15 protein-coding genes are annotated in these 23,871 nt (G+C 69.0%); 7 read left to right on the top strand and 8 right to left on the bottom strand.

The features are described 5' to 3' along the window. The first annotated feature begins 149 nt into the window (after positions 1-149). Positions 150-2,528, top strand: coding sequence for a CDP-glycerol glycerophosphotransferase family protein (locus tag AC3RX0_RS01790; protein WP_491504230.1), 2,379 nt, complete (start codon positions 150-152; stop codon positions 2,526-2,528). Here the strand turns inward: AC3RX0_RS01790 and AC3RX0_RS01785 are convergent. Further along, on the bottom strand, positions 2,514-3,956 hold the full coding sequence (locus tag AC3RX0_RS01785) for a glycosyltransferase family 2 protein (RefSeq protein ID WP_491504229.1): 1,443 nt from the start codon (positions 3,954-3,956) through the stop codon (positions 2,514-2,516). The genes AC3RX0_RS01790 and AC3RX0_RS01785 overlap by 15 nt on opposite strands. Before the next feature lie 168 nt (positions 3,957-4,124). Between AC3RX0_RS01785 and AC3RX0_RS01780 the strand changes: the two genes are divergently transcribed. The 3 genes from AC3RX0_RS01780 to AC3RX0_RS01770 all read left to right on the top strand — a co-directional run bounded on the left by AC3RX0_RS01780 (position 4,125) and on the right by AC3RX0_RS01770 (position 10,032). After that, positions 4,125-5,519, top strand: a complete 1,395-nt coding sequence (locus AC3RX0_RS01780; RefSeq protein WP_491504228.1) for an SDR family NAD(P)-dependent oxidoreductase — start codon at positions 4,125-4,127, stop codon at positions 5,517-5,519. After that, a complete protein-coding gene (locus AC3RX0_RS01775) occupies positions 5,516-8,137 on the top strand; it encodes a bifunctional glycosyltransferase/CDP-glycerol:glycerophosphate glycerophosphotransferase (protein WP_491504227.1) in 2,622 nt (873 codons plus the stop codon). The genes AC3RX0_RS01780 and AC3RX0_RS01775 overlap by 4 nt, the downstream gene beginning before the upstream one ends. A 134-nt stretch (positions 8,138-8,271) precedes the next feature. After that, the gene (locus AC3RX0_RS01770; protein ID WP_491504226.1) at positions 8,272-10,032 is read left to right on the top strand and encodes a glycosyltransferase family 61 protein; all 1,761 of its coding nucleotides are present in this window, start codon (positions 8,272-8,274) and stop codon (positions 10,030-10,032) included. 3 nt (positions 10,033-10,035) lie between these two features. On the opposite strand, the gene AC3RX0_RS01765 is transcribed toward AC3RX0_RS01770, so the two are convergent. Beyond that, complete coding sequence (locus AC3RX0_RS01765) at positions 10,036-12,078, bottom strand: acyltransferase family protein (RefSeq protein ID WP_491504225.1); 2,043 nt, start codon at positions 12,076-12,078, stop codon at positions 10,036-10,038. 166 nt (positions 12,079-12,244) lie between these two features. On the opposite strand from AC3RX0_RS01765, the gene rfbA reads away from it, so the two are divergent. From rfbA to AC3RX0_RS01750, 3 genes are read left to right on the top strand one after another with little or no spacing between them, the layout of a single operon-like run. Further along, on the top strand, positions 12,245-13,117 hold the full coding sequence (rfbA, locus tag AC3RX0_RS01760; protein WP_491504224.1) for a glucose-1-phosphate thymidylyltransferase RfbA: 873 nt from the start codon (positions 12,245-12,247) through the stop codon (positions 13,115-13,117). Continuing rightward, positions 13,114-14,112: a dTDP-glucose 4,6-dehydratase gene (gene rfbB, locus AC3RX0_RS01755; RefSeq protein WP_491504223.1), complete on the top strand. Its 999-nt coding sequence runs from the start codon at positions 13,114-13,116 to the stop codon at positions 14,110-14,112. The genes rfbA and rfbB overlap by 4 nt, the downstream gene beginning before the upstream one ends. After that, a complete protein-coding gene (locus AC3RX0_RS01750; protein ID WP_491504222.1) occupies positions 14,112-15,524 on the top strand; it encodes a sugar nucleotide-binding protein in 1,413 nt (470 codons plus the stop codon). The genes rfbB and AC3RX0_RS01750 overlap by 1 nt, the downstream gene beginning before the upstream one ends. A 15-nt stretch (positions 15,525-15,539) precedes the next feature. Here the strand turns inward: AC3RX0_RS01750 and AC3RX0_RS01745 are convergent, their stop codons facing one another. The 6 genes from AC3RX0_RS01745 to AC3RX0_RS01720 all read right to left on the bottom strand — a co-directional run bounded on the left by AC3RX0_RS01745 (position 15,540) and on the right by AC3RX0_RS01720 (position 23,871). After that, the gene (locus tag AC3RX0_RS01745; protein WP_491504221.1) at positions 15,540-17,075 is read right to left on the bottom strand and encodes a glycosyltransferase family protein; all 1,536 of its coding nucleotides are present in this window, start codon (positions 17,073-17,075) and stop codon (positions 15,540-15,542) included. Between the two features lie 81 nt (positions 17,076-17,156). After that, the gene (locus AC3RX0_RS01740) at positions 17,157-18,638 is read right to left on the bottom strand and encodes a glycosyltransferase 87 family protein (protein ID WP_491504220.1); all 1,482 of its coding nucleotides are present in this window, start codon (positions 18,636-18,638) and stop codon (positions 17,157-17,159) included. 67 nt (positions 18,639-18,705) lie between these two features. Continuing rightward, positions 18,706-19,506 carry an ABC transporter ATP-binding protein gene (locus AC3RX0_RS01735; RefSeq protein ID WP_491504219.1) on the bottom strand — a complete coding sequence of 267 codons (801 nt, stop codon included), beginning with the start codon at positions 19,504-19,506 and terminating at the stop codon, positions 18,706-18,708. Then, entirely contained in the window at positions 19,506-20,381 is an 876-nt protein-coding gene (locus tag AC3RX0_RS01730) for an ABC transporter permease (protein ID WP_491504218.1), read from the bottom strand. The genes AC3RX0_RS01735 and AC3RX0_RS01730 overlap by 1 nt, the downstream gene beginning before the upstream one ends. 98 nt (positions 20,382-20,479) lie before the next feature. Beyond that, a complete protein-coding gene (locus AC3RX0_RS01725) occupies positions 20,480-22,477 on the bottom strand; it encodes an SH3 domain-containing protein (RefSeq protein WP_491504217.1) in 1,998 nt (665 codons plus the stop codon). A gap of 272 nt (positions 22,478-22,749) precedes the next feature. After that, positions 22,750-23,871: a glycosyltransferase gene (locus AC3RX0_RS01720; protein ID WP_491504216.1), complete on the bottom strand. Its 1,122-nt coding sequence runs from the start codon at positions 23,869-23,871 to the stop codon at positions 22,750-22,752.

Genomic DNA, 23,871 nt, shown 5'->3' with positions numbered 1-23,871 from the left:
TGAGGACACTCACCGGGCACACAGCCGGCGCCTAACCGTATCCATGATCCCGCTCTGTCCTCGACCGCCCGAACAGCACGGATAGGATCGCAGGAAGGCGATTGGGCGCGCCGCATGCGCAGATCACACGAAAAGAGCTCTCGACGAACATGACCGGCCTGCGGAGTCTGCTGCGACGCAGCCGCATCCTCCAGAAGTGGCGGTTCGGCCCCTATTCGCTCACGTATCGCCTGTTCACGCGCCTGGCCCGGGTGCGTCCGAATCGCATCCTCTTCCTGTCGGACTCCCGTGCCGACTACACGGGGAACATCCGGTACCTGCGCGATGAGATCCTCCGGCAGAATCCGGACGCGGAGGTCGTCGGCATCTTCAAGCGCAGCCTGCGCGCACACCGCCCGATCCGCGACATCCTGCGCCTGCCGTGGCTCACCGCCACGGCGCAGACCATCGTCCTGGACGACTTCTATCCCCTGATCTACCCGTTCCACATCCGCGCCGAGACCCGTCTGCTGCAGGTGTGGCATGCCGCCGGGGCGTTCAAACGCGTCGGCTACAGTCGCGAGGGACTACCCGGCGGACCGACGCCGGGATCGATCATCCACCGCAACTACACCGATGCGACGGTCAGCAGCGAGGCCGTGCGGCCGAGCTACGCCGAGGCGTTCGGCATCGACACCGCCCGCGTCAAGGCGCTCGGCGTGCCGCGCACCGACGTCTTCTTCGACGAGGAGCTCGTCGCGCGCGCGAACCACGACGTGCGAGCCCGTTACGCCATCGGCGAGGACACGCGCATCGTGCTGTACGCGCCGACGTTCCGCGGCAACGGGCAGCTGACGGCGACGTTCGACTACGACAGCATCGACTGGGCCGCGCTGACCCGGGACCTCGGCGACGACTGGGTCGTCATGGTCAAGATGCATCCGTTCGTCAGACCTCTGACGGTCGCGCGCCCCGGTGTGACCGGCATCATCGACGTCACCGCCGACCGTGAGATCACCCAGCTGCTGATGGCCGCCGACGTGCTGATCACGGACTACTCGTCGACGATCTTCGAATACGCGCTGCTGCGACGCCCGATCGTGTTCTTCTGCCCCGATCTCGACCAGTACACCGCTGACCGCGACTTCTACCACCCGTTCGACGAGTACGTCACCGGTCCGCTCGTCACCGACACCGCCGATCTTGCCGGCGCGATCCGCGAGGCGCGGCACGACGCCGATCAGGACGCGTTCCTCGCTCGCTTCATGGGCGCCTGCGACGGCCACTCGGCCGAGCGCATCACGCGCGAGCTGATCCTCAACCCCCGCACCTCGGGACGCCCCGCCGCCGCGGCCCCCGGTGGCAGCGCGCCGGCCCCGACCCGTGCCGAGAGCGCCATGCGCCTGCGCCTGCTCGTGGCGCACACCGCCCGGATCGGCCTCAACATCGCCTACGCGCCGATGCGGCTGCTGCGCCGGCGACGCAAAGTCGTCATGATCAGCCGCGAGCACGAGTCCGTTCCCGACGACTTCCTCGACCTCAAAGCCGCGATCGCCCGCGCCGACCCGTCGGTGAAGGTCGTGACCCTCGTGCGGATGGTGCCTCCCGGGGTTCTGGCGAAGGTCGGCTATTCGTTCCACATGCTCTCGCAGCTCTACCACGTCGCCACCTCTCGCGTCCTCGTCGTCGACACCTACGCCATGGTGGCGAGCCTGCTGCGCCACGGCCCCGAGCTGACGATCGTGCAGATCTGGCACGCGCTGGGGGCGTTCAAGAAGTTCGGCCTCAGCATCCTCGATCACGAAGAGGGTCGCGACCGGCGCCTGGCGAAGGCCATGCACATGCACGAGGGATACGACGTCGTCCTCGCCAGCGGCGACGAGTGCCGCGCCGCGTTCGCCGAGGCGCTGGGCACGCCCATCGACCGGGTCGTGGTCGCACCGCTCCCCCGCGTCGACCGGCTGCTCGACCCGCAGCGGCAAGCGCAGACGCGCGAGCGGATCTATGACGTCCACCCGCACCTGAAGGGCGCCCGTGTCGCCGTGTTCGCACCCACCTTCCGCCTCGACGGCACCGTGACGGTGGATGCCACGGCCCTGGCGCGCGCGCTGGCGCGGCTCGAGATCCACCTGGTCGTCAAGGTGCATCCGCTGATGCCCGTCGACTTCGGCCCGGAGGTCGACACCGCCCCGGGTTTCTCGACGCAGGACCTGCTGCAGATCGCCGACCTGTTCATCACCGACTACTCGTCGGCGCTGTACGAGGCCGCCGTCCTCGGCGTGCCCTGCTACTTCCTCGCGCCCGATCTCGACGAGTACATCGCGTCGCGCGACTTCTATCTGGACTACCGCAACGACCTGCCCGGGCCGATCGTGCGCGACCTCGAAGCTCTCACCGTCGCGATCGCCGCCGTCGAAGGCACGCCGGAGCGGGCGCATGCTTTCGCGGCCCGGTGGGTGCAGGCCCCGGTGCCGGATGCGCGGCCGACCGCCTGCGCCGACCGGATCGCGCAGCTCGTCACCGAGCGCGTGGGATCAGCGACCGCGTAGCTGGCCGGCCCACCGCCGGCCGCGGTGCTTCACGAGGCGCAGATCCCACAGGAGGCGTTCCCACGGCGATCCGAGCGGACCGGGGACGGGCTTCCAGACCCGCACCTCGGCCTCGCGGGCGGGAACGGCTCGACGAAGCTGGCCGAAGACGCGGCGGCGGAGGCGATCCTGCTGCTGCCCGGCGGTGTCGCCCGCTCCGCGGTCGTCGATGGGCCGTCGGACGCCGTCGGATTCGACGGTCTGCGCGGTGGGTGCGACCGCCACCCAACGGTGCAGCAGCCGCTGGCCGAAGTAGTCGGGCGCCTCGACGGTCGGCGTCACGGGCGCTGGCGCGCCGTCGCTTTCGCGGACCACGACGCCGTTCGGATCCGCGGCGTGCATCAGGACGGTGCCCAGGTGGTCGCGGAACGCCGGAACCCACGAGGGGATGCCGCGGCCCGACAGCAGCTGCAGCAGGAGCCGCGACTCGAGCGGCAGCGCGGTCGCGTCGTACTCGAAGAGCCGCTGCTCGGTGACATGGCGGGCGCACGCGGCCAGCACCTTGAGGACGCGCGCGCGGCCGGCGTCATCGAGCACATGCGCATACCCGTCCTCGGTGAGCTGGACGGGCAGGATCCATTGGCACTCGTACAGGAACATGGACTGCAGCCACTCGGGCACACCGCCGCGGGTGGCTGCGGCATCCATCAACGGCAGATAGCCGTCGCCGAATCGCTCGGTGTAGGTGTCGGCCCGGCGACGGAACTGGTCGATCGCGGAGTCCCGGGCCGCGCGCCGACGATACACATAGCGGGCGTCGGCGACCAGGCCCAGCACCGGGTCGCCGGGCCGGCCAAGCAGGAACTCGGCGACGAACAGCGCGTCCTCGGACGCGTGCAGCCCCTCGCGGAAGTGCAGGCCGCGCTCGACGAGCTCGTCACGACGGAAGAACGCCGATGCGACGTTCAGCTGGAAGAAGTCCGGGTGTGCCTTCATCGATACCGCACGACTGCCGGCCATGAAACGGAACTTCAAGGCGTGCACGTCGCGCGTCACGGTCTCGGGCTCGGTGAGCCGCACGAGCCGCGTCGAGGCCAGCGCGATCTCGCTGCCGCGCCGATCGATGAATCGGGCGACATTGCGGAAGTAGTCCGGCGACACGAAGTCATCCGAATCGGGGAACGTCACCCACTCGCCGCGGGCGGCGTCCAGGCCCGCGTTGCGTGCGGCACTGACGCCGGCGTTGCGCTGCCGGATCACCCGCCCGGCCGTCCCCGACTCATCGAGCCACGCCTGCGCGAGCTCGGCCGAACGATCGGGTGAGCCGTCGTCGACGAAGAGGACTTCGAGCGTGTAGTCGCCGGCACGCTGGGCGGACAGGCTGGTGAGCAGGTCCGGAAGATACTGTTCGACACGGAACAGCGGGATCACTGCGCTGATCGAGGTCATGGTCGGCGCCTTTCTCGCCGGTCGATCATACGCGGCCAGGGCGGCTGGTTCGCTGATGATCGCCCTGAGCATTCAGCGGGGGCACACGGTCGGCTCATATGATGAACGATGCGCCGACCGGGCGCCCCTTTTGTGCTGTCAACCCCATGAGGTGCCCACGTGAGCAACATGACCAGAACCGTCGCTGTCGTCCTTGCGGGCGGAATCGGGGTCCGTGTCGGCTTGGGCATCCCCAAGCAGTTGATCCGCATCGCGGGCAAGGCGATCGTCGAGCACACGCTCGAAGCGCTCGAGGCGAGCCCCGAGATCGATGAGATTCTCATCATGATGAACGCGGCCGCGCTCGACGAGCTCGAGCATCTCAAGACGGATCCCCGGTTCACGAAGCTGAGTCGCATCCTGCCCGGCGGCGAGACCCGCAACGACACCACGCGGCTCGCGATCGACGCGCTCGAGGGCGATGACACCAAGGTGCTCCTCCACGACGCCGTCCGCCCGTTCATCGACGAGCGCATCATCCACGACTGCGTCGCGGCTCTGGACGATTACGACGCCGTCGACACCGCCATCCCCTCGGCCGACACGATCGTGCAGGTGGACGGCGACGGCCACATCAGCGGCATCCCCGACCGTTCCACGCTGCGGCGCGGCCAGACTCCACAGGCGTTCCGGCTCGGCACGATCCGCAGAGCATACGATCTGGCGCGCCAGGACCCCGACTTCCATGCGACCGACGACTGCGGCGTCGTGTTCACCTACCTGCCCGACGTGCCGATCTTCGTCGTTGACGGCACCGCCGAGAACATGAAGGTCACCGAGCCGATCGACGTGCACATCGCCGACAAGATCTTCCAGCTGCAGTCGGCGAGCCTCTCGGCCGACGGGATGGGCGAGCTGCCGGACCTTGCCGGCAGGTCCGTCGTCGTGTTCGGCGGCAGCTACGGCATCGGCGCGAGCATCGTCGACCAAGCGGCTGCGGCCGGGGCGAACGTGATCGAGTTCAGTCGCTCGACGACCGGCACGGATGTCACGAGCGCCAAGCAGGTGCGCAAGGCCCTCGCCCACGCAGCCGAGCAGTTCGGCCGCATCGACGCCGTCGTGGTCACCGCGGGCGTGCTCAAGATCGCGCCCCTCATCGACACCAAGAAGCGCGACCTCAAGAAGACGATCCAGACGAACCTCACCGCACCCGCGCTGGTGTGCCGCGAGGCCTACCCCTACCTCGTCGATACGGGCGGGCAGGTCGTGCTGTTCACGTCGAGCTCGTACACCCGGGGACGGGCGAACTACAGCACATACTCGGCGACCAAGGCGGGTGTGGTCAACCTCACCCAGGCGCTGTCCGAGGAATGGGCCGACAGCGGAGTGCACATCAACTGCATCAACCCGCAGCGCACGGCGACGCCGATGCGCACGGCCGCCTTCGGCGACGAGCCCGACGGCACGCTGCTCGACCCCGAAGACGTCGCCCGGGTGACTCTGCACGTCATCGACGCGGGGCTCACCGGTCAGATCGTCACGGTCGAGGTCGCCGCGATGGCCGCCGCCCGGAGTCGCCGATGACCCGCGACCGCATCCGCTTCTCGCTCGTGGTGCCGCTCTACAACTCGGCGCCCTACCTGCCCGACCTGCTGCGGTCGTTCGCCGAGCAGCACCCCGGCGACTACGACGCGGAGTTCGTCTTCGTCGATGACGGATCCCCGGACGACTCCGGCGACATCGCCCAGCGCTGGCTCGATGAGAATGGCCGGCAGGGGCAGGTCCTGCGGCAGGAGAACGCCGGTGTCAGCGCAGCGCGCAACGCGGGGCTCGCGGCGACCACGGGCGACTGGATCGGCTTTCCGGACGGCGACGACTTCATCGGTACGCACTACCTGTCCTCCATCGCCGCCGCACTGCGCGAGGCCAGCACCGAGCCCGTCCTGGTCTCGACGAACGTGAAATGGTATGTCGAGGCATCCGATCGCATCACCAACAGCCACGTGCTGCGGTTCAAGTTCGCCGACGGCACGCGCGTGGTCGATCTCGACGATGACCCGTCGTACATCCAGTCGCAGGCGGCGTCGGCGCTCTTCCGTCGCGACCTGATCGAGGCTTCGCGTCTGCGGTTCATCGAGAACCTGTCGATCGCCGAGGACGCCCTGTTCGTGAGCTCGTACCTGCTCGGCGCACCCTCGCGGAAGGTCCTCTTCGTCAAAGAGGCGGAGTACCTCTACCGCAAGCGCGCGGCGGCGAACTCGAGCGTCGACACGGTGCACACCAATCTGGACTTCTACTTCCATCGTTTCGAGCGCGGCTATCTGCCGCTGTTCGAGCGCGCGGCGCAGCACGGGGTGCCGGCCTGGCTCGACATGACGTTCCTCTACGACGTCCGGTGGTTCCTGCCGCGCGAGGCCGACATCAACCAGAAGGCGATCTGGATGTCGGCCGAACAGAAGCAGCGGGTGCTGGACGCGCTGGCCGCCGTGCTCGTGCACGTCTCCGACAGCAGCATTCGTCGCTACAACGTGACCGGGCTGGGCGTCGATCACCGCTGCATCCTGCTCGCGTTGAAGGGCTCTGCTCTGCCCGACGAGGGCACGGCCAAGGTCATCGGATCGGACCACCGCGGCATCCAGCTCCGCTATCTGTATCGCGGGGACCTGCCCGAGGAGCGCTTCTCGCGCGACGGACACGTCATCGAGCCGATCACCGCGAAGGTCCGTCGGCTGGACGTGTTCGACCAGCGGCTGGTGTTCGAGCGGATCGTCTGGCTGCCCGCCGGCGACCCTGCCGTGGTCGAGCTGGACGGACGCATCGTGGAGCTCGAAGACGGCGTCTATCGGGCTCCCGACGTCGAACCGGTCCGCAAGCGTTCCGCGCGCAAGCCTCCGTCGGCGCTGCGCCGATTCGGACGGCGCCTCGCAGGGCGCCTGCGGGCGGAGATCGCCGCGGTCGTGCCATGGGCGTACCGGTCCCGCCCGGGCGTTCGCGGGCGCGGACGCCGCCTACGCATGCGCCGGCTGATCTCGGCGCAGCGCATGCTCGGTGCGGGGCACAGATACGCGCACGCGTGGATCCTCATGGACAAGGTGCTCGCCGCCGGGGACAGCGCCGAGTATCTGTACCGGCACCTGCGCGAGCACGAGCCTGAGCTGAACACGTGGTTCGTCGTCAGCCGCAGATCCGCCGACTGGCAGCGACTGTCGAAGGCCGGGTTCCGGCTGCTGGCCTACGGCTCGACGGCGCACCATGCGGCGCTGTGCGAGGCCGACGCCGTCATCTCCTCTCACCTCGACGTGGAGATGACCGACCCGCTGCCCGAGAAGCTCTATCCGGGCGGAACGCGGCCCTGGAAGTACGTCTATCTCGAGCACGGTGTGCTTCAGCACGATCTGTCGATCTGGTTCAACCGCAAACCCATCGATCTGATGACGACGGCGAGCGTCGACGAGCAGCGGTCGATCGTCGAGGACTTCTCGTCGTACCTGCTGACCACCGAGCAGGCCAAGCTCACCGGCTTCCCCCGGCACGACGAGGTCGCGCGCCTGGCTGCCCAGGCCGATCCGGCCGCCCGGAACATCGTGCTGTTCGCCCCCACCTGGCGGCACAAGCTGCTGGCGGACAAGGCGGCGCCGGGGGCGCTGCGCAAGTTCAACGTCCCCTTCGAAGAGACCGAGTTCGCCCAGAACTGGCTCGCCCTGATCAACCACCCCGAGCTCGCCGAACTGACCCGGGCCACCGGGACGAGACTGGTCTTCCTGCCCCATCCCAACTTCCGCACCCAGATCTCTTCGAGTCTCATGGGCCCGGGCGTCGAGCTGATGACCTCGGTCGACGACGTGCACGAGCTGCTCACCCGCTGCCGCAGCGTCGTGACCGACTACTCGTCGATCTTCTTCGAAGCGGCCCTTGCCGGCGCCGACGTCTCGTACTTCCAGTTCGACCGCGACGAGTTCCTCCACGGCGGGCACACCTACGTGCCCGGCTACTGGTCGTACGAAGAGCACGGACTCGGGCCCGTCACGCTGACGGCCGACGAGACCGTGGCTGTCATCCGACGGCAGCTGTGCGCGGGCGCGTACGACGCCGAGCGCGAGTTCTTCGACGCCCGCCGGCGTCGCACGCTGCCGATGGTCGACGGACACTCCTGCGAGCGGATCACCGAGCACGTGAAGCAGCTTCTCGGACGCGTCGCATAGCGGTTCCGGATGCGGTGACGAACCCGTTGTCCCTAGGATGTGGCTATGCGCCACCCGAAGGCGATGACGCCGCGGCCCCTCCCCACAGCAGCACATCGCACGCGACCCTCTCTCGATGACAGCGACCCGCGGGCATGACGGGTCGATCGCTTCGGCGCCGCGTACTCGGCTACGCCCTGTGGCAGTGGCGCCGGCGTCCCCCGGCTCCCGCGACGGCCGACACGGGTGCGCCGTCCGACCGGGTCAAGGCCATCATGACGCCCGCCGCCGATCGGCGACGGCACGTGGTCCTGCTCGCCGACCGCGATGCGCGGTGGCGGACGCAGCGGTGGCTGCGCACGTTCTTCGACGATGACATCCTCGTGTTCGCCGCGGGGTTCGCCCCGAGCCGCACGCGGCAGCCGACCGTCGCCGTCCGGCGGCTGACGACCGTCCGTGCCGTCGTCGACGTCCTGCGCACCCTGCCCGCCCCCGATCTGATCGTCGACCTGCGACCTCCCGCCGGCGACGACCAGCGGGACGCATGGCGCGTGCTCTATCCGGCGGTCCACGAGCACGGCGCCTACGTCCACCTCGACGCGGCCGACGACCCGAAGACGCCGCACGGCTGGGCCCGCTCCCTCGCGACCTCCGTCGCGGGCGAGGCGCCGACCGGAGGTGCCGCCGCGCTGGCCGCGGCGACGACCACGGTCCAGCGCCTCGGCGAGTACGTCCTGCACCTCAAGCGCGCACCGCATTACCTGAAGGTGCCCGACGGGCGTGCGGCATCCCTCACCACACGCTCACCCGGCCTGCGCGTCGAACTCCTCGACTCGATCGCGGGCGCCGAGGTGAACGCACAGCGCGACGTGCACGGCAACGAGCCGTCGGAGCGCGTGTGCAACCTCGACACCACGCTGCACGCCCCCGAGGCGACGATGCGCCACTACGAGGGGCCGATGCGCGTGCTCAGCCACATGGCGCTGACGCACGAGCGCACGCTGCTGCCGCCCTCGTTCCGGTACCCGAACGAGCCGATCCCGACCAACGTGCTCGCCACCGACGTCACCGCCGACTTCGCGACGCTGCCTGCCTCGGCCGAACGGCCGCTGCCGTCGCTCGAGGGCGACTTCTACGATCTGACCACGGCCTACCACGCGCATTTCGGCCACTTCATCACCGAGGTGCCGGCCAAGCTCTGGGGCTGGGACGCCGCGAAACGGCGCTTGCCGGATCTGAAGGCGCTGATCCGAGTGCCGGCGGGCTACGAGCCGACCTATGAGCGCGAGCTGCTGACGGCATACGGTCTCGGCGACGACGATGTGCGCTGGCAGCCCGAAGCCGTGTCAGTATCGTCGTGGCTCGCCTGCACGCCGTTGTGGCAGAACCACGAGCCGTACTGGTTCCACCCGGCCATCCACGACGTCTGGGCGCGCCTGCGCGCCGGTCTGGTCGATCCGGACCGCGCCCCTGGGCCGCGTCGGCTGTTCGTGTCGCGCCGACCGGGAATGGCGCACCGCGACTGCCGCAACGCCGCCGACGTCGAGGCCGTCTTCCGCGAATACGGGTTCGACGTGGTCTACCCCGAGGACTACTCGCTCACCGCTGCGGCGACGCTGTTCGCCGATGCCGATGCGGTCGCGGGGTTCGGCGGGTCGGGACTGTTCAACATCCTGTTCAGCCGGCACCTGCGCACGCTCATCGTGATCAACCACGAGGCCTACCTCGCACGCAACGAGCACCTGTACGCCGTGGCGCTGGGCGCCGAAAGCCACTACTTCTGGAGCGAGCCCGACGTCCCGCAGACCGGTCGGCACCTGAACCCCAAGGCGTTCCACTCCGCCTGGGACTTCGATTTCGAACGTAATGGAGCGGCGCTGCGCGAGACGCTGGCGGCGCTCACCGATCCGTCCTGACCGTCACCGTTTGAGCAGCGCGTCGGCCGCCTTCTCGACGTCGGGTGCGAGCGACCGTGCGAAGGTCGCCGACATGTGCCCCCGGTCGAAGTAGACGATGACGCCGCCGAGCACGGAGTAGCAGGTGTTGCCGGAGCAGAAGCGATCCGTCAGGTCGAGCGTCTGGACCAGTGGATTGTGCATCCGGGATGCCGCGGTCGCGGCCGGATCCGTCTGCTCGCGCGCCCTCGTGCCGTCGCAGGCCGAAAGGTCGCTGAGGTGCTCATTGACGCAGTCGGGGACGTTCGGGATCTCGGTGGCGTATGGAGTGTCGTGCAGGACGAGCACCGGCGTACCCGCGGCGGCCCACTGCGCCATGACGTGCTCGTAGTCGCCCTGCGCCGCCGCCCACGTCTGCTCGCGCGTCTTGCCCGGCATCTTCGCCCACGTGCGGTTCGACATCACGACGAGGTCGTAGCCGCCCTTCGCGATGTCGGCGACCGCCTTCTTGTTCCACGCCAGGCAGTTCTGCGATCGCGCCGGGGTCTCGTAGGTCACCATCACCTCGACCGTGTAGCACTCCGAGATGAGGTAGGTCGTGATGCTCCAGTTCTGCTTCTTCGCGATCTGCTGCAGCGCCGGCAGCCAGTGGCCGGCGTGCGAGTTGCCGATCAGCGCCACCTTCTTGGCGTCCGGCGCGGTGCTGCCGTAGTGGCAGGTCTTCTGATCGGTGAAGTCCCCGAGGATCCAGCAGTCGTCCTTGTAGGGCGCCGGCTGGTCCTGCTTGGCGAACACGGGGCTCGTCACCAGCTTGGTCCCGTGCGGAGTGCAGCCCTTGTTCACGAGCGCCCGTGAGCCGAAGCACGACGTGGGGTCGTTCAGCTGGTGGTCGACCTTGGCCTGCGCCGCAGCGGCCTGGACGGTGACCACGCCCCCGGTGGCTCCGGCGGCCAGCGCGATGGCCACCATCCCCACGAGCGCGAAGATGAACGACCGGCGCAGCGGCACGCCCAGCGGCTTGCGTCCGCGGAACGGATCCTCGATGACGATCTTGGTGAGCCACGCGAGCCCGCACGCCAGCAGGATCGCGAGGATCTTGCCGACGCGGTGCAGGTCGTGCCCGATGGCGTACGGGATCACGATGAGCAGCGGCCAGTGCCACAGATAGATGCTGTACGACACGTCGCCGGCGAGCTGGACCGGGCGCACGGCCATGAGCCGCAGCGGCGACAGCGGTCCGCGCCGGATCGCCGCGACGAGCACGAGAGCCGTGCCGACCACGGGCAGGGCGGCCGTGTAGCTCGGGAACGGCAGCGAGCCGGTGTACCAGAATCCGGCCGCAGCGATGCAGGCGAGGCCCACGTAGGCCACCACGAGGCGGGCGGTGTTGCTCTGGCCGAAGCGCGCCTGCATCCAGCCGAACACGCATGCGGCGAGCCCACCGAGCCCCAGCTCCCACGCGCGAGTCCAGGTCACGAAGTACGCGGCGGCCGGGTCGGTGGCGGTCAGCCAGACCGACACCGCGAGCGAGACGACCACGATCGCGCCGATGACGGCGCCGACGGCCCGCTTGTCGATGTCGCCGCGGCGACGCGCGACGATCCAGAACACGAGCAGCACCAGCAAAGGCCACACGAGGTAGAACTGCTCCTCGACCGACAGCGACCAGAAGTGCTGCACGGGGCTCGGCGCCGTGTCCGCGGCGAGGTAGTCGACAGACTGGCTCGCCAGGAACCAGTTCTCGATGTACGCGCCCGCTGCCGCGATCTGCTGCGAGACGTTCGTCCAGACCGTCTGCGGTGCCCAGATGATCGTCGCTGCCAGCGTCGTGATGAGGACGAGGAACGCCGCCGGGAGCAGCCGCCGAATGCGCCGGCCCCAGAAATCGGCCAGGTCGCGGGCCGTTCGCGGAGGCTTGGACAGCAGGTGCCCCGTGATGAGGAAGCCGGAGATGACGAAGAAGACGTCAACGCCCACGAAACCGCCGGGGAGCACACCGGGGAAGAAGTGATAGACGACCACGAGCGCGACCGCGATCGCCCGCAGGGCCTGGATGTCGGCCCGCATGACGGTGGTCGTCGCGGTCGCTGCGCGACCCTCGCGGGCCCTCCTGGTATCTGAGTGCGCGCGAAGGTCGGGCTTTTCAGATACAGTCACTCAGCCGAGCTTAGGAGATCGCCCCATCGATTTCCTGTGAGAGCACGGCAGGCGGCCGATCTGAAAGGATGGGCGGGTGAAGGGCATCATCCTGGCCGGCGGGTCCGGCACCCGCCTGCACCCGATCACGCTGGGCGTGTCCAAGCAGCTGATCCCGGTGTACGACAAGCCGATGGTCTACTACCCGCTGTCGACGCTGATGCTCGCCGGCATCCGCGACATCCTCGTGATCACCACCCCGCACGATGCCGCGTTCTTCCAGCGTCTGCTCGGCGACGGGTCGCAGTTCGGCGTGTCGCTGACGTTCGCCCAGCAGCCCTCGCCGGACGGGCTCGCGCAGGCGTTCACGATCGGGGCGGACTTCATCGCCGGCGACAAGGTCGCCCTGGTCCTCGGCGACAACCTGCTGTACGGTCCGAGCCTCGGACGCCAGCTGAAGCGCTACGGCGACGTCGAGGGAGGCGCCGTGTTCGCGTACTGGGTCGCCAACCCCGAGGCGTACGGCGTGGTGTCCTTCGACGAGAACGGCACCGCGGTCTCGCTCGAAGAGAAGCCGCAGCACCCGGCCAGCAACTACGCCGTACCCGGCCTGTACTTCTACGACAACGACGTGATAGAGATCGCCCGCGGCCTGCGTCCCAGTGCGCGCGGCGAGTACGAGATCACCGACGTCAACCGCGCCTATCTCGCCCGCGGCGCCCTGCAGGTCGAGGTGCTCCCCCGCGGCACAGCCTGGCTCGACACCGGCACGTTCGACCAGATGACCGACGCGGGCGACTATGTGCGCACGATGGAGCGCCGCACCGGCATGAAGATCGGCTGCCCCGAAGAGATCGCGTGGCGGCAGGGATTCCTCACGGACGACGAGCTGCGCGAGCGCGCCGAGCCGCTCGTGAAGTCCGGTTACGGCGATTACCTGCTCGACCTGCTCAAGAGAGGACGCGCATGACCCGTCTGCTGGTCACCGGCGGAGCCGGCTTCATCGGCTCGAACTTCGTCCACCACGTCGTCGAGCACACCGACCACCACGTCACGGTGCTCGACAAGCTCACCTACGCCGGCAACCTCGCATCGCTCGAGGGCCTGCCCGCCGACCGGGTCAGGTTCGTGAAGGGCGACATCGCCGACGCCGCCCTGGTCGACGAGCTGTTCGCCGACGCCGACGCCGTCGTGCACTACGCCGCCGAATCGCACAACGACAACTCGCTGCACGACCCGCGGCCCTTCCTGGACACCAACATCGTCGGCACGTACACGCTGCTCGAGGCCGCACGCCGCCACGGCACCCGGCTGCACCACATCTCCACCGACGAGGTCTACGGCGACCTCGAGCTCGACGACCCCGCCCGGTTCACCGAGCACACCCCCTACAACCCGTCGTCGCCGTACTCGTCGACCAAGGCCGGCTCCGACCTGCTCGTGCGCGCCTGGGTGCGCTCGTTCGGTGTGCAGGCGACGATCTCGAACTGCTCGAACAACTACGGCCCCTATCAACACGTCGAGAAGTTCATCCCCCGACAGATCACGAACGTGATCCGCGGCATCCGGCCCAAGCTCTACGGCGCCGGGCACAACGTGCGCGACTGGATCCACGCCGACGACCACTCCTCGGCCGTGCTCACGATCCTCGAGTCCGGCCGCATCGGCGAGACCTACCTGATCGGCGCCGACGGCGAGAAGGACAACAAGACCGTCATCGAGCTCATCCTCACGATGATGGGGCAGGATGCCGCAGCCTACGACCACGTGACCGACCGCGCCGGTCACGACCTCCGCTACGCGATCGACTCCTCCAAGCTTCGCGACGAGCTCGGCTGGAGGCCCCGCTACCAGGACTTCGAAGCGGGCCTTGGCGCCACGATCGACTGGTATCGCGCGCACGAAGCATGGTGGGCGTCCGCGAAGGACGCCACCGAGGCGTTCTACGCCGGCAAGGGCCAGTGATGACCGAGTACGACAAGGCCTTGCAGCCGACGTTCACCCCAATCCCGGGACTCGTGGTGTGGGAGCTGCCGGTGCACGGCGACAACCGCGGCTGGTTCAAGGAGAACTGGCAGCGCGAGAAGATGGTCGCCGCCGGCCTCCCGGATTTCGGCCCGGTGCAGAACAACATCTCGTTCAACGACGCGGTCGGCACGACCCGCGGCATCCACGCCGAGCCGTGGGACAAGTACGTCTCGGTCGCCACCGGCCGCATCTTCGGCGCCTGGGTCGACCTGCGCGAAGGAGCGACGTTCGGCACGGTGTTCACGTGCGAGCTCGATCCGTCACGCGCGATCTTCGTGCCTCGCGGGGTCGGCAACGCCTATCAGACACTCGAGCCCGACACCGCATACGCCTATCTCGTGAACGACCACTGGTCGCCCGACGCGTCGTACACGTTCCTGAACCTCGCCGACGAGACGGCCGCGATCGCGTGGCCGATCCCGCTCGATCGCGCGGAGCTGTCGGCGAAGGATGCCGCGCACCCACGCCTCGCCGACGTCGCTCCCGTGCCGCCCCGCAAGACGCTCGTCGTGGGAGCGAACGGCCAGCTGGGCCGGGCGCTGCGCGCGGAGTTCGGCGACGCCGCCCACCTCGAGTACGCGGCCCGCGCCGATCTCGACCTCGCCTCACCCCGGTTGGCCACGGCACGCCGATGGCGCGACTACGAGACGATCGTCAACGCCGCGGCCTACACAGCGGTCGACGCCGCCGAGACGCCCGACGGCCGACGCGATGCGTGGACGACGAACGTCGCGGGTGTGGCCGCGCTCGCCCGGGTCGCGGCCCAGAACGGCATCACGCTCGTGCACGTCTCGAGCGACTACGTGTTCGACGGCTCGACCGAGCGCCCGTACCGCGAGGACGACCCCGTCTGCCCGCTGGGCGTGTACGGCCAGACGAAGGCCGCCGGCGATGCGCTCGTATCGGCCATCCCCCGCCACTACATCGTCCGCACCTCGTGGGTGATCGGCGAGGGCGGCAATTTCGTGCGCACGATGGCGACGCTCGCCGAACGCGGTGTCGACCCGCGCGTCGTCGACGACCAGATCGGACGCCTGACCTTCACGGACGACCTAGCCCGTGGCATCCGTCATCTGCTGTCGTGCGGTGCGCCGTACGGCACATACAACCTCACCGGCAGCGGTCAGGCTGCGAGCTGGGCCGACATCGCGCGCCGGGTGTTCGCGCTCACCGGGCACGACCCCGGCCGGGTCACCGGGGTGAGCACCGATGAGTACTTCGCATCGGCCTCGGCGCCGGTCGCCCCGCGCCCCCGCAACAGCGTCCTCGACCTGGCATCGATCGAGCGGGCGGGGTTCACGCCGGCGACGTGGACCGACCGGCTGGCGGCCTACGTCGCCTCTCGCTGACGCACGTCGATTCCGTCAGCGCGTGGCATGGATCACGTAGCCGCCGTCCCGGAAGAGCACCGGTCCGCCGAGGATCGCGTGCCGCGATGCGAGCGTCAGCTGGCTCTGGGTGCGCAGCACGATGACGGCCGATCCCGAGGTCAGGTACCGCACGGCGCGCCCCTGCCACGCGGGATCGTCGAGCAGCGGCTGCACCCGTCCGCCGACCGCACGCTGATCGGCGTCGTACGCCCATCCGGTCAGGTCGGGCGTGAGCGGACAGCCGCGATCGAGTTCCCGGCTGAGGACGCCGCCTACCGCGAGGATCGTCGGGTCATCGGTCATGAGACAGCCGGGAGTGCGCTGCACCGCCCGCTGCACAGGCACGGGTATCGCCCGCCCCACGCCGTGGAGAAGATACGGGGCGTTGCCGAGGACGAACGCGAGCAGCACCACGGCGGTCGCCGTCAGCCGTGTGGCGGGCCGCGGGATCAGCCCGAAGACCCGTCCGACCGCCACGCCCACCACCAGTGCCAGCATCGGCATCGTCAGCGAGACGTAGTGCGGAAAGAACGCCGGCGTCAACAGCAGGATCGCGGCGTTCACGGCGAACAGCAGCACGTACAGTCGAGCGCCGCGCACCGTCAGCACGACGCCCATCGCGACGACGATGAGCACTGCCAGCACGATCGAGATCCCGGCCGAGGAGATCGGGATGCCGTGGCCCGCACGGATGCCGCGGTAGTCGCCGACGATCACCTGCAGTCGCTGCATCAGCGTCTGCGATGTCTCGCCTCGCGCAACCTGATCGAGCACCACCTGACGGAACATCTGCGCCGGCGCCGGGACGAACAGCGGCAGATAGACGAGCGCACCACCGGCGGCGAGGCCCGCCAGCACCCGCCACCATCCACGGCCGAAGGCCGCGACGATCAGCGCCGCCGGCGCGACAAACCAGATCTTGAAACCGCAGGCTACGCCGAGCGCGAGCCCGGCGATGAGGAGCCAGCCGCCCCGCACGCGCAGCGCCGGGCGCGAGAGCACCACCAGCGCGACCAGGACGCCGGTCGTCCCGATCGGCTCGAGCAACAGGCTGCGCTCGGTATACGCGGGCATGTAGCCCACGGCGTAGAACATCCCGCCGACCACAGCGGCGAGCACCCCGAACCGGCGCAGCACAACCGTGATCAGAGCAGTGTTCACCGCGCCCACGACCATGAAGGCGATGCGGGCGGCCACCAGGCCGAGCTGATCGGTCGACATGCTCCCGAACCAGGCGAACGGCGCGCCGGCGAACACCACGCCCGGCGGCTGCAGGAACAGGTAGTCCCGGTACGGAAGGCGACCGTGGATCAGCGCGTCGGCGACCGTGTAGTACACGCCGTCGTCGTAGGTTCCGATGTTGGTCAGACCGCGCGGAAGCATGATCGTCAACCGGGCGGCGAAGCCGACCGCCGCGATCGCGACGACGAGCGACCACCAGAGTCGGGCGCGGGCGGCCGCGCCACGGAACAGGTCGGGGCCCGCGTCCGGTGACTCGCCGTCGAGGCGATCACGCGTGGTGGTGATCACCGGCCCACCGTATCTCCGCGCGCCCGTGAGGATCCTGCCGATTCCGTTTCGATCGACTGGCACGAGCGGAGCGCCGCCGGCTCAGCGCCCTGTCGGCACCGTCTGGTACAGCGTCCATTGCCCTTCATGGAACAGCACCGGCGCCGCCGCCAACCGCTGCCGCGTCGCGGCGCTGTATCCGCGGGGCCACACCATGATGTAGGCGGCCCCGGACGTGAGATAGCGGATGGCGTGCGCCTGCCACTTCGGGTTCATCGAGCGGCCGACGTTCCGCCCGTCGACCGTGTAGCGATCGGCCGCATAGATCCACCCGGTCAGGTCGGGTTCCAGCGGGCACCCGGCGGCCAGGTTGCGGCTGAGTGCGTTCATGGCCGGAAGGATCGTCGGGTCGTCTGTCATGATGCAGCCGTCCACGCGATCCGCGGCCCGTGCCAGTCCCGCGACGGGCACCGGAATGCCGAATCCTCGAGTGATCAGCGGCAGGTTCGCGGCGAGCACTGCCCCGATGACGACCGCCGTGATCGCTCCGCGCACGCTTCGCCATCGGAACAGCGCCGCGACGCGCCCCACCGCGACTCCCACAACCAGAGCAAGCATCGGCATGGTGAGGGAACCGTAGTGCGGATAGAACGACGGCGACAGCAGGAGGATGGCGACATCGGCCGCGAACAGCACGACGAACAGCCGCCCGCCACGTGCGGTCAGCGCCACCGCGCAGGCGACGACCGCACACACGACCAGCGCGCCCACCAGGTGGTCGGTCGTCAGACCGATCGCCGGATCCGGTTCCGGGATGGAGAAGTTGCCCACGATGACCCGCACCCGCTGCACGAACGCGACATCCGCCTGACCACGCCCGACCTGATCGAGCACGACCTGCTGGAACATGCGACGGGGTGAGGCGACGAAGAACGGCAGGCACACGGCGGCCGCGCCGATGACGCCGCCGACCACCACGCGCCACCAGGCGCGCCTGGCGACCACTGCGATGATCACCGCGGGGACGACGTACCAGATCTTGAATCCGCAGGCCACGCCCAGCGCCGCTCCGGCAAGCACGGCCCATCCCGTGCGCGACATCAGCCAGGGGCGCACGAGGATCGCGAGGGCGACGAGCACCCCGGTGGTCCCGACGGGTTCGAGCAGGATGCTGCGCTCGCTGTACGCCGCGACGTAGGTCGCCGCGTAGAACGCCCCTCCCATCGCGGCGGTGAGGTATCCGACGCGGCGCAGGACGACCGCGACCAGCACCGTGTTCGCGGCGCCGAGGACCATGAAGCCGATCCGGCACGCGGCAAAGCCCACGGCATCGCTCGTCAGAGTGCCCAGCCATGCGAACGGCGTGCCCGCGAGGACCACTCCCGGCGGCTGCAGGAAGAGGAAGTCGCGGTACGGCAGCCGCCCGTGCACGAGCGCGTCGGCGGCCGCGAAGTAGACCCCGTCGTCGTAGGCGCCGACCGTGAGTAGCCCCCCGCCGTTCATCATGATCGACAGCCGGACCACGAACGCCCCTGCGGCCAGCAGGCCGATGAGCGTCCACCACATGGCAGGACGGCGGGCCATCCCCGGAAATGACGGCCGGCGGCTCGGCCGGACCACTTGCGTGCTGCTCACGGACCGGGACTCGGCGTCAGACGTCGGCCGGGTCGACGTGCGGCACCGGTCGACGCGGCATCGTCTTCGGGTCCGCACCCTCGAGCACCGCGAGCGCGTCGTCGATCACACCGTCGAAGACGACCTCGCCCTTGCGGATCACGATGCCGCGGGTGCACAGCTCCTTCACCTGGCCGGCGCTGTGGCTGACGATCATCATCGTGATGCCCTGCGACGCCATCTCCTTGAGCTTCGCGTTGCACTTGGCGCGGAACGGCGCGTCGCCGACCGAGAGCACTTCGTCCACGAGCAGCACGTCCAGCTCCACGTGGATCGCGACGCTGAAGGCGAGACGCATGAACATGCCCGAGGAGTAGTGCTTGACCTCTTGGTCGATGAACTCCCCGATCTCGCTGAACTCCACGATCTGATCGAAGCGCTCCTTCGTCTCCTTCTCGCTCATGCCCAGGATGGCGGCGTTCAGGAAGACGTTCTCGCGGCCGGTGAGATCCGGGTGGAATCCGGCGCCCACCTCGATGAGGCCGGCGACCCGGCCCCTGGTGAAGACTTCACCCGCATCCGGCCGCAGCACGCCCGAGACCATCTTGAGGGTCGTGGACTTGCCAGAGCCGTTCATGCCCATGACGGCGACCGATTCGCCCTCGTTGATCGTGAACGAGACATCTTTCAGCGCCTGGAACTGCTGCGTGCGCACCGGCCGACGCTTGATCCAGTTGATGAATGCGTCTTTGAAGGAGCGTGTCGAGCGCTTGTTGAACCACTTGGAGACGTGGTTCAACACGATGCTGGGCTGCGGTGCGGTGGCGTCGACGATCATCACAGGTCCTGGGCGAAGGTGCGCTCGAAGCGGCGGAACACGAGCTGGCCGACGACGGTGACGACGATGATCACGCCGACCGCGCCGACAATGGTCCAGCCGAAGTTCGGGGGCCAGCCGAGCTGTTTGTCGGCGGGGACGATGCTCGCCCAGAATGCGTTGTGGAACAGCTCCACGGCGACCGTGATCGGATTGCTCATGTAGACGTCGAACAGCCACGGGAAGCGGTGCGTATGATCGTGCACCATCGCCCACGTGTACATGATGGGCGACGACCACGTGGCGATCGTGCGGATGATCTCGACGAAGTTCTGTGCGTCCCGGAACCGCACGTTCAGCGCAGAGAAGAACAAACCGAGCCCCAGCACGAAGGTGAGCACGAGGAGCATTCCGGCGACGAACAGTCCGACCGACATCAGCGACGGGAGCCAGCCGAACAGCAGGCAGACGATCAGCAGCACCGCGACCTGCGGCAGGAAGTGGACGAATGAGCCGATGACCGCCGAGATGGGGAACAACTCGCGCGGAAGGTAGATCTTGCGCACGAGCGCCTTGTTGTCGACGATCGAGCGCGTGGTCGTGCCGAAGGCCTCGTTGAAGAGGTTGACGACGACCAGACCCGAGAACAGGTAGATCGGGTACGCCTCGACACGCCCGTGCATGCCGAGGATCTGCCCCATCACGAGGAAGTAGATGAGGAACTGCACCGTCGGTCGCACGTACGACCAGATCCAGCCCAGAACCGAGTTGCGGTAGCGCAGCGAGCTGCCCTTGCCGATGAGCAGCCGCAGCAGGTAACGGTACTTGAAAACGTCGAGCAGACCCCTGCCGGTGCCGGGGGTGTCGAAGGCGCTCTTGTCGATGGTGGTTGTCACGGGTATGTGTCCTAGCGGCCGCACGCATCCGCTGTCGGGCCACCCATCATGCTAGTGGACCGACGGCTGTGAACCGTCTGCGACCGGACCGCCCGCCCTCACTTCAGATAGGCGTTCGCGACCCACCCCGTGCGGGTGCCGTACTTCACCTGGCTCCAGCTGCCCGACTTCTTCAGCACCGTCACCGTGCCGCCGCGGCGGATCACCGTGACGATCCTCGCCGACAGGCTCGCCCTCGAGCGCAGGTTCAGCGCCGCGATCGTCCGCTGCGTCGTCGTCGAGGCGGACTTCGCGGCGGGCTTCGCCGCGGATGCCCGGGTCAGATAGGCGTTCGCGACCCATCCGGTGCGGGTGCCGTACTTCACCTGGCTCCAGCTGCCCGACTTCTTCAGCACCTTCACGGTGCCGTAGCGCGGGATCACCGTGATCACCTTCGCCGACAGCCTCGCGCTCGAGCGCAGGTTCAGCGCCGCGGTGGTCTTCTGCACGGTCGTGCTCGGCGTCGAGGGCTTCGACGCGGCAGGCTTGGGCGCGGATGCCGTCAGGTACGCGTTCGAGACCCAACCGGTGCGCGTGCCGTACTTCACCTGGCTCCAGCCGCCCGACTTCTTCAGCACCGTCACCTTGCCGGAGCGCGGGATCACCGCGATCACCTTGGCGGACAGGCTCGCGCTCGAGCGCAGGTTCAGCGCCACCTTCGTCCATGCGCTGGTCGTCGGCGCGGGCTTGGGCGCCGCGGTCGTCGGGGCCGGCTTCGGCGCGGTCGTCGGGGCCGGCTTCGGCGCGGTGGTCGGAGCCGTCGTCGGGGCCGGCTTGGGCGCGGGCGCCGGCGTGGTGGTCGGCGCGGGCGCCGCAGCCTCCAGCGCGAGGTAGTCGCTGTGGGCCCACATCTGCGTGCCGCCGATGTTCAGGCGCCACCAGACGCCCGACGTTCCGGTGCGGGCGTACTTCTGCCCCTTGGTGATCGTCTTCACCCCGGTGGAGCACGACGTCGACGGCGCGATCCGGGCGTTCAGGTCGGCGACGGTCACCACCGCCGTGCCCGATGCGGCGGTCACGGTGGCCGGCTGCGCGCAGGCGCTGCTCGGCGGCGGCGTGGTCGCGGTCGTGGTCAGGTAGCTGCTCGTGACCCACGACGTCGCGGTGCTCGTCTTCACGCGCGACCAGGCGCCGTACACGCCCGTGATCGTGACCTTCGCGCCCTTGTCGAGCGTGTACACGCCGGTGTCGCACAGCGTCGTCGGCGCGCGCCGCGCGTTCAGCTCCTGCACGTCGACCGTGGCGGCCTGGTTGCGCGCCGAGATGTCGGCCGAGGCGGGCACGGTGCATGCGGAGATCTGAGCGGGCGCGCCCGACGACGCGGGCAGCCCCCCGCCGAACCAGGCGACGTAGTAGTTGTAGAAGTTGCGGTTGCCGTAGGTCGAGCACGAGTCGCCGGTTCCCCAACCGGCGGCCAGAGCGGCGATGTTCGGGCGATACGGCGTGTAGTTGTACAGGTTCGCGGTCGCCTGGTTCTTGATCAGCACCTTCGAGGTGCCGCACGCCGACGAGGGCGCCCACTTGATGGTGTTGTACTGACCGGCGCGGTAGCCGAACGAGTTGGGGTACTTCGTGTAGATCTGCATCTGCCGCGCCCCGAGGTACACCTGCTTCCAGAACCCGGCCGACGCCGCCGAGCAGCCCGTCGTGTCGGGACACGCCTGGCCCATCGCGTGCTCGAAGTTCCAGGCGCTGGGCTTGGTCGACGTCACCAGTCCCTGCTCCTTCTGGAGCATGACGATGATCACCTTGGGGTTGATCCTGCACGAGATGGCGGCGCGATAGATCATGCGCGCAGCCGTCACGTCCTTCTCCGCGGTCGCCCCGGCGCAGTATGAATCCTTGGACTGAGCGGTGAGGTCGCCGCGATAGTTCTCCAGGCAGGTCGCGCCGCTCGCGCACGCGTGCACCTTGCTGTCGAGGAACGTCTGGATCTGCGCCTCGGTCATCGTCGTCGAGTTGTAGAACTCGGCGTCCGAGATGATGTAGCCCCCGTCGATGATGGATGCCGGCAGCTCGGCTGCCTGCGCTCTCTGCGCGGGGGCGACCAACGCCATAACGGCAGCGGCCAGGCATGCCGATAGTAGGAGGATGAACCATCGCGAACGAGGGAGCGAAGAAGCGGGGCGCGCGGCAGACATGTGAACATTGTGACTGAAGTTGCCGCTGTTTACCACTCGAGATTCAGAATTGCGTGAATGACACGCCGATACGCGAAAATGAATTACATGGTTGTCATTCGTGACGACGTCGTTTCGGCTCGGCCGTCCTTCGGGTGGCCTCTCTCGACGACCGGAATGTCGCCCTCGCGCGGCGACCGGAAGCGCGCTCAGAGATCGGCGTGCAGCTGCCAGACGCGCTCGGCGGCCTCGCGCCACGAGAAGGCACGTCCCCGGTCCGCGGCGAGCACGCCCAGCCGCGCGAGCGACGCGTTGGAGGCGAGCGCCTGTGTGATCCCGGCGGCCAGGGCCTCGGCATCCTGCCCGTCGTCGTCCGGCGCGCCGACGACCAGTCCCCCGTCGACGATCACCTCGCGATGATCGGGGGATGCCGCGGCCACCACCGGCACGCCGAGCGCCAGCGCCTCGACCACGCGCCACGGGAATCCGCTGCGCCGTGAGGGGGCGACCATCAGCACCGAGGCGTCCAGGAGCGCGGCGCGGTCGTCGGCGTCCAGGTCGAAGCGCACGTGCACCCGGTTGGCGGCGACGCCGGCGGCCTCGGCGAGCTCGACGATGGCGGGCTCCTGCCCGTCCTGGGCGTTCACGACCACGATCGGCAGGTCCACGCCGGATCGGGCGACGGCGGCGAACGCGGTCGACAGCGCGGACGAGGGCGCGGCATCGCCGGCGATGTACAGGAATGCCTCGGGCACGGCGAGCGCGCGGCGCCTGCCGACCGCGTCGCCGGGCACGCCGAACCCCATCGGCGCAGCCCCCGCGATCACGCGGACACGGGCGCCCAGCTCGACCAGCCCGTTCAGCCTCTCGGCCATCGCGTGCGTGGGGACGACCACCGCGTCGGCGTGCTTGCGGACCCGCTTGAGCATCGTCTTGAACCAGGCGTGCGCGGGCCGGGTGAGCTCGTCGGGGTACTCCCACGGGTGCAGGTCCCAGAGCGTCACGACGACCTGGTCGTGGTCGTTCGCGCGGTCGTGGCGTGCGAGCGGGGCCATCAGCGTCGGCGAGTGGATGAGCCCGCCACCGGCGCCGGCGGTCACTCCGAGCTGCCAGGCGGCCGCGAGCTCACGCCGGCCCATGCCCAGCCGGCGCACCTCGGTGATGCCGGGCAGGCCGAACCTGTCGGGGCCGGACGGGACGATCGCGCTCACCTCGCAGCCGGCGGGCGCCGAGCGGGCCAGTGCGACGGCCAGCTCACGCGAAGCCATGGCGAGGTCGGGGTCGGTCTGGGTCACCACCTGGTCGAGCACGACGCGCAGCAGAACGGTCAC

The organism is Microbacterium sp. W1-4-2 (genome assembly GCF_058349885.2).
This window is presented reverse-complemented; position numbering and strand designations above follow the sequence as displayed.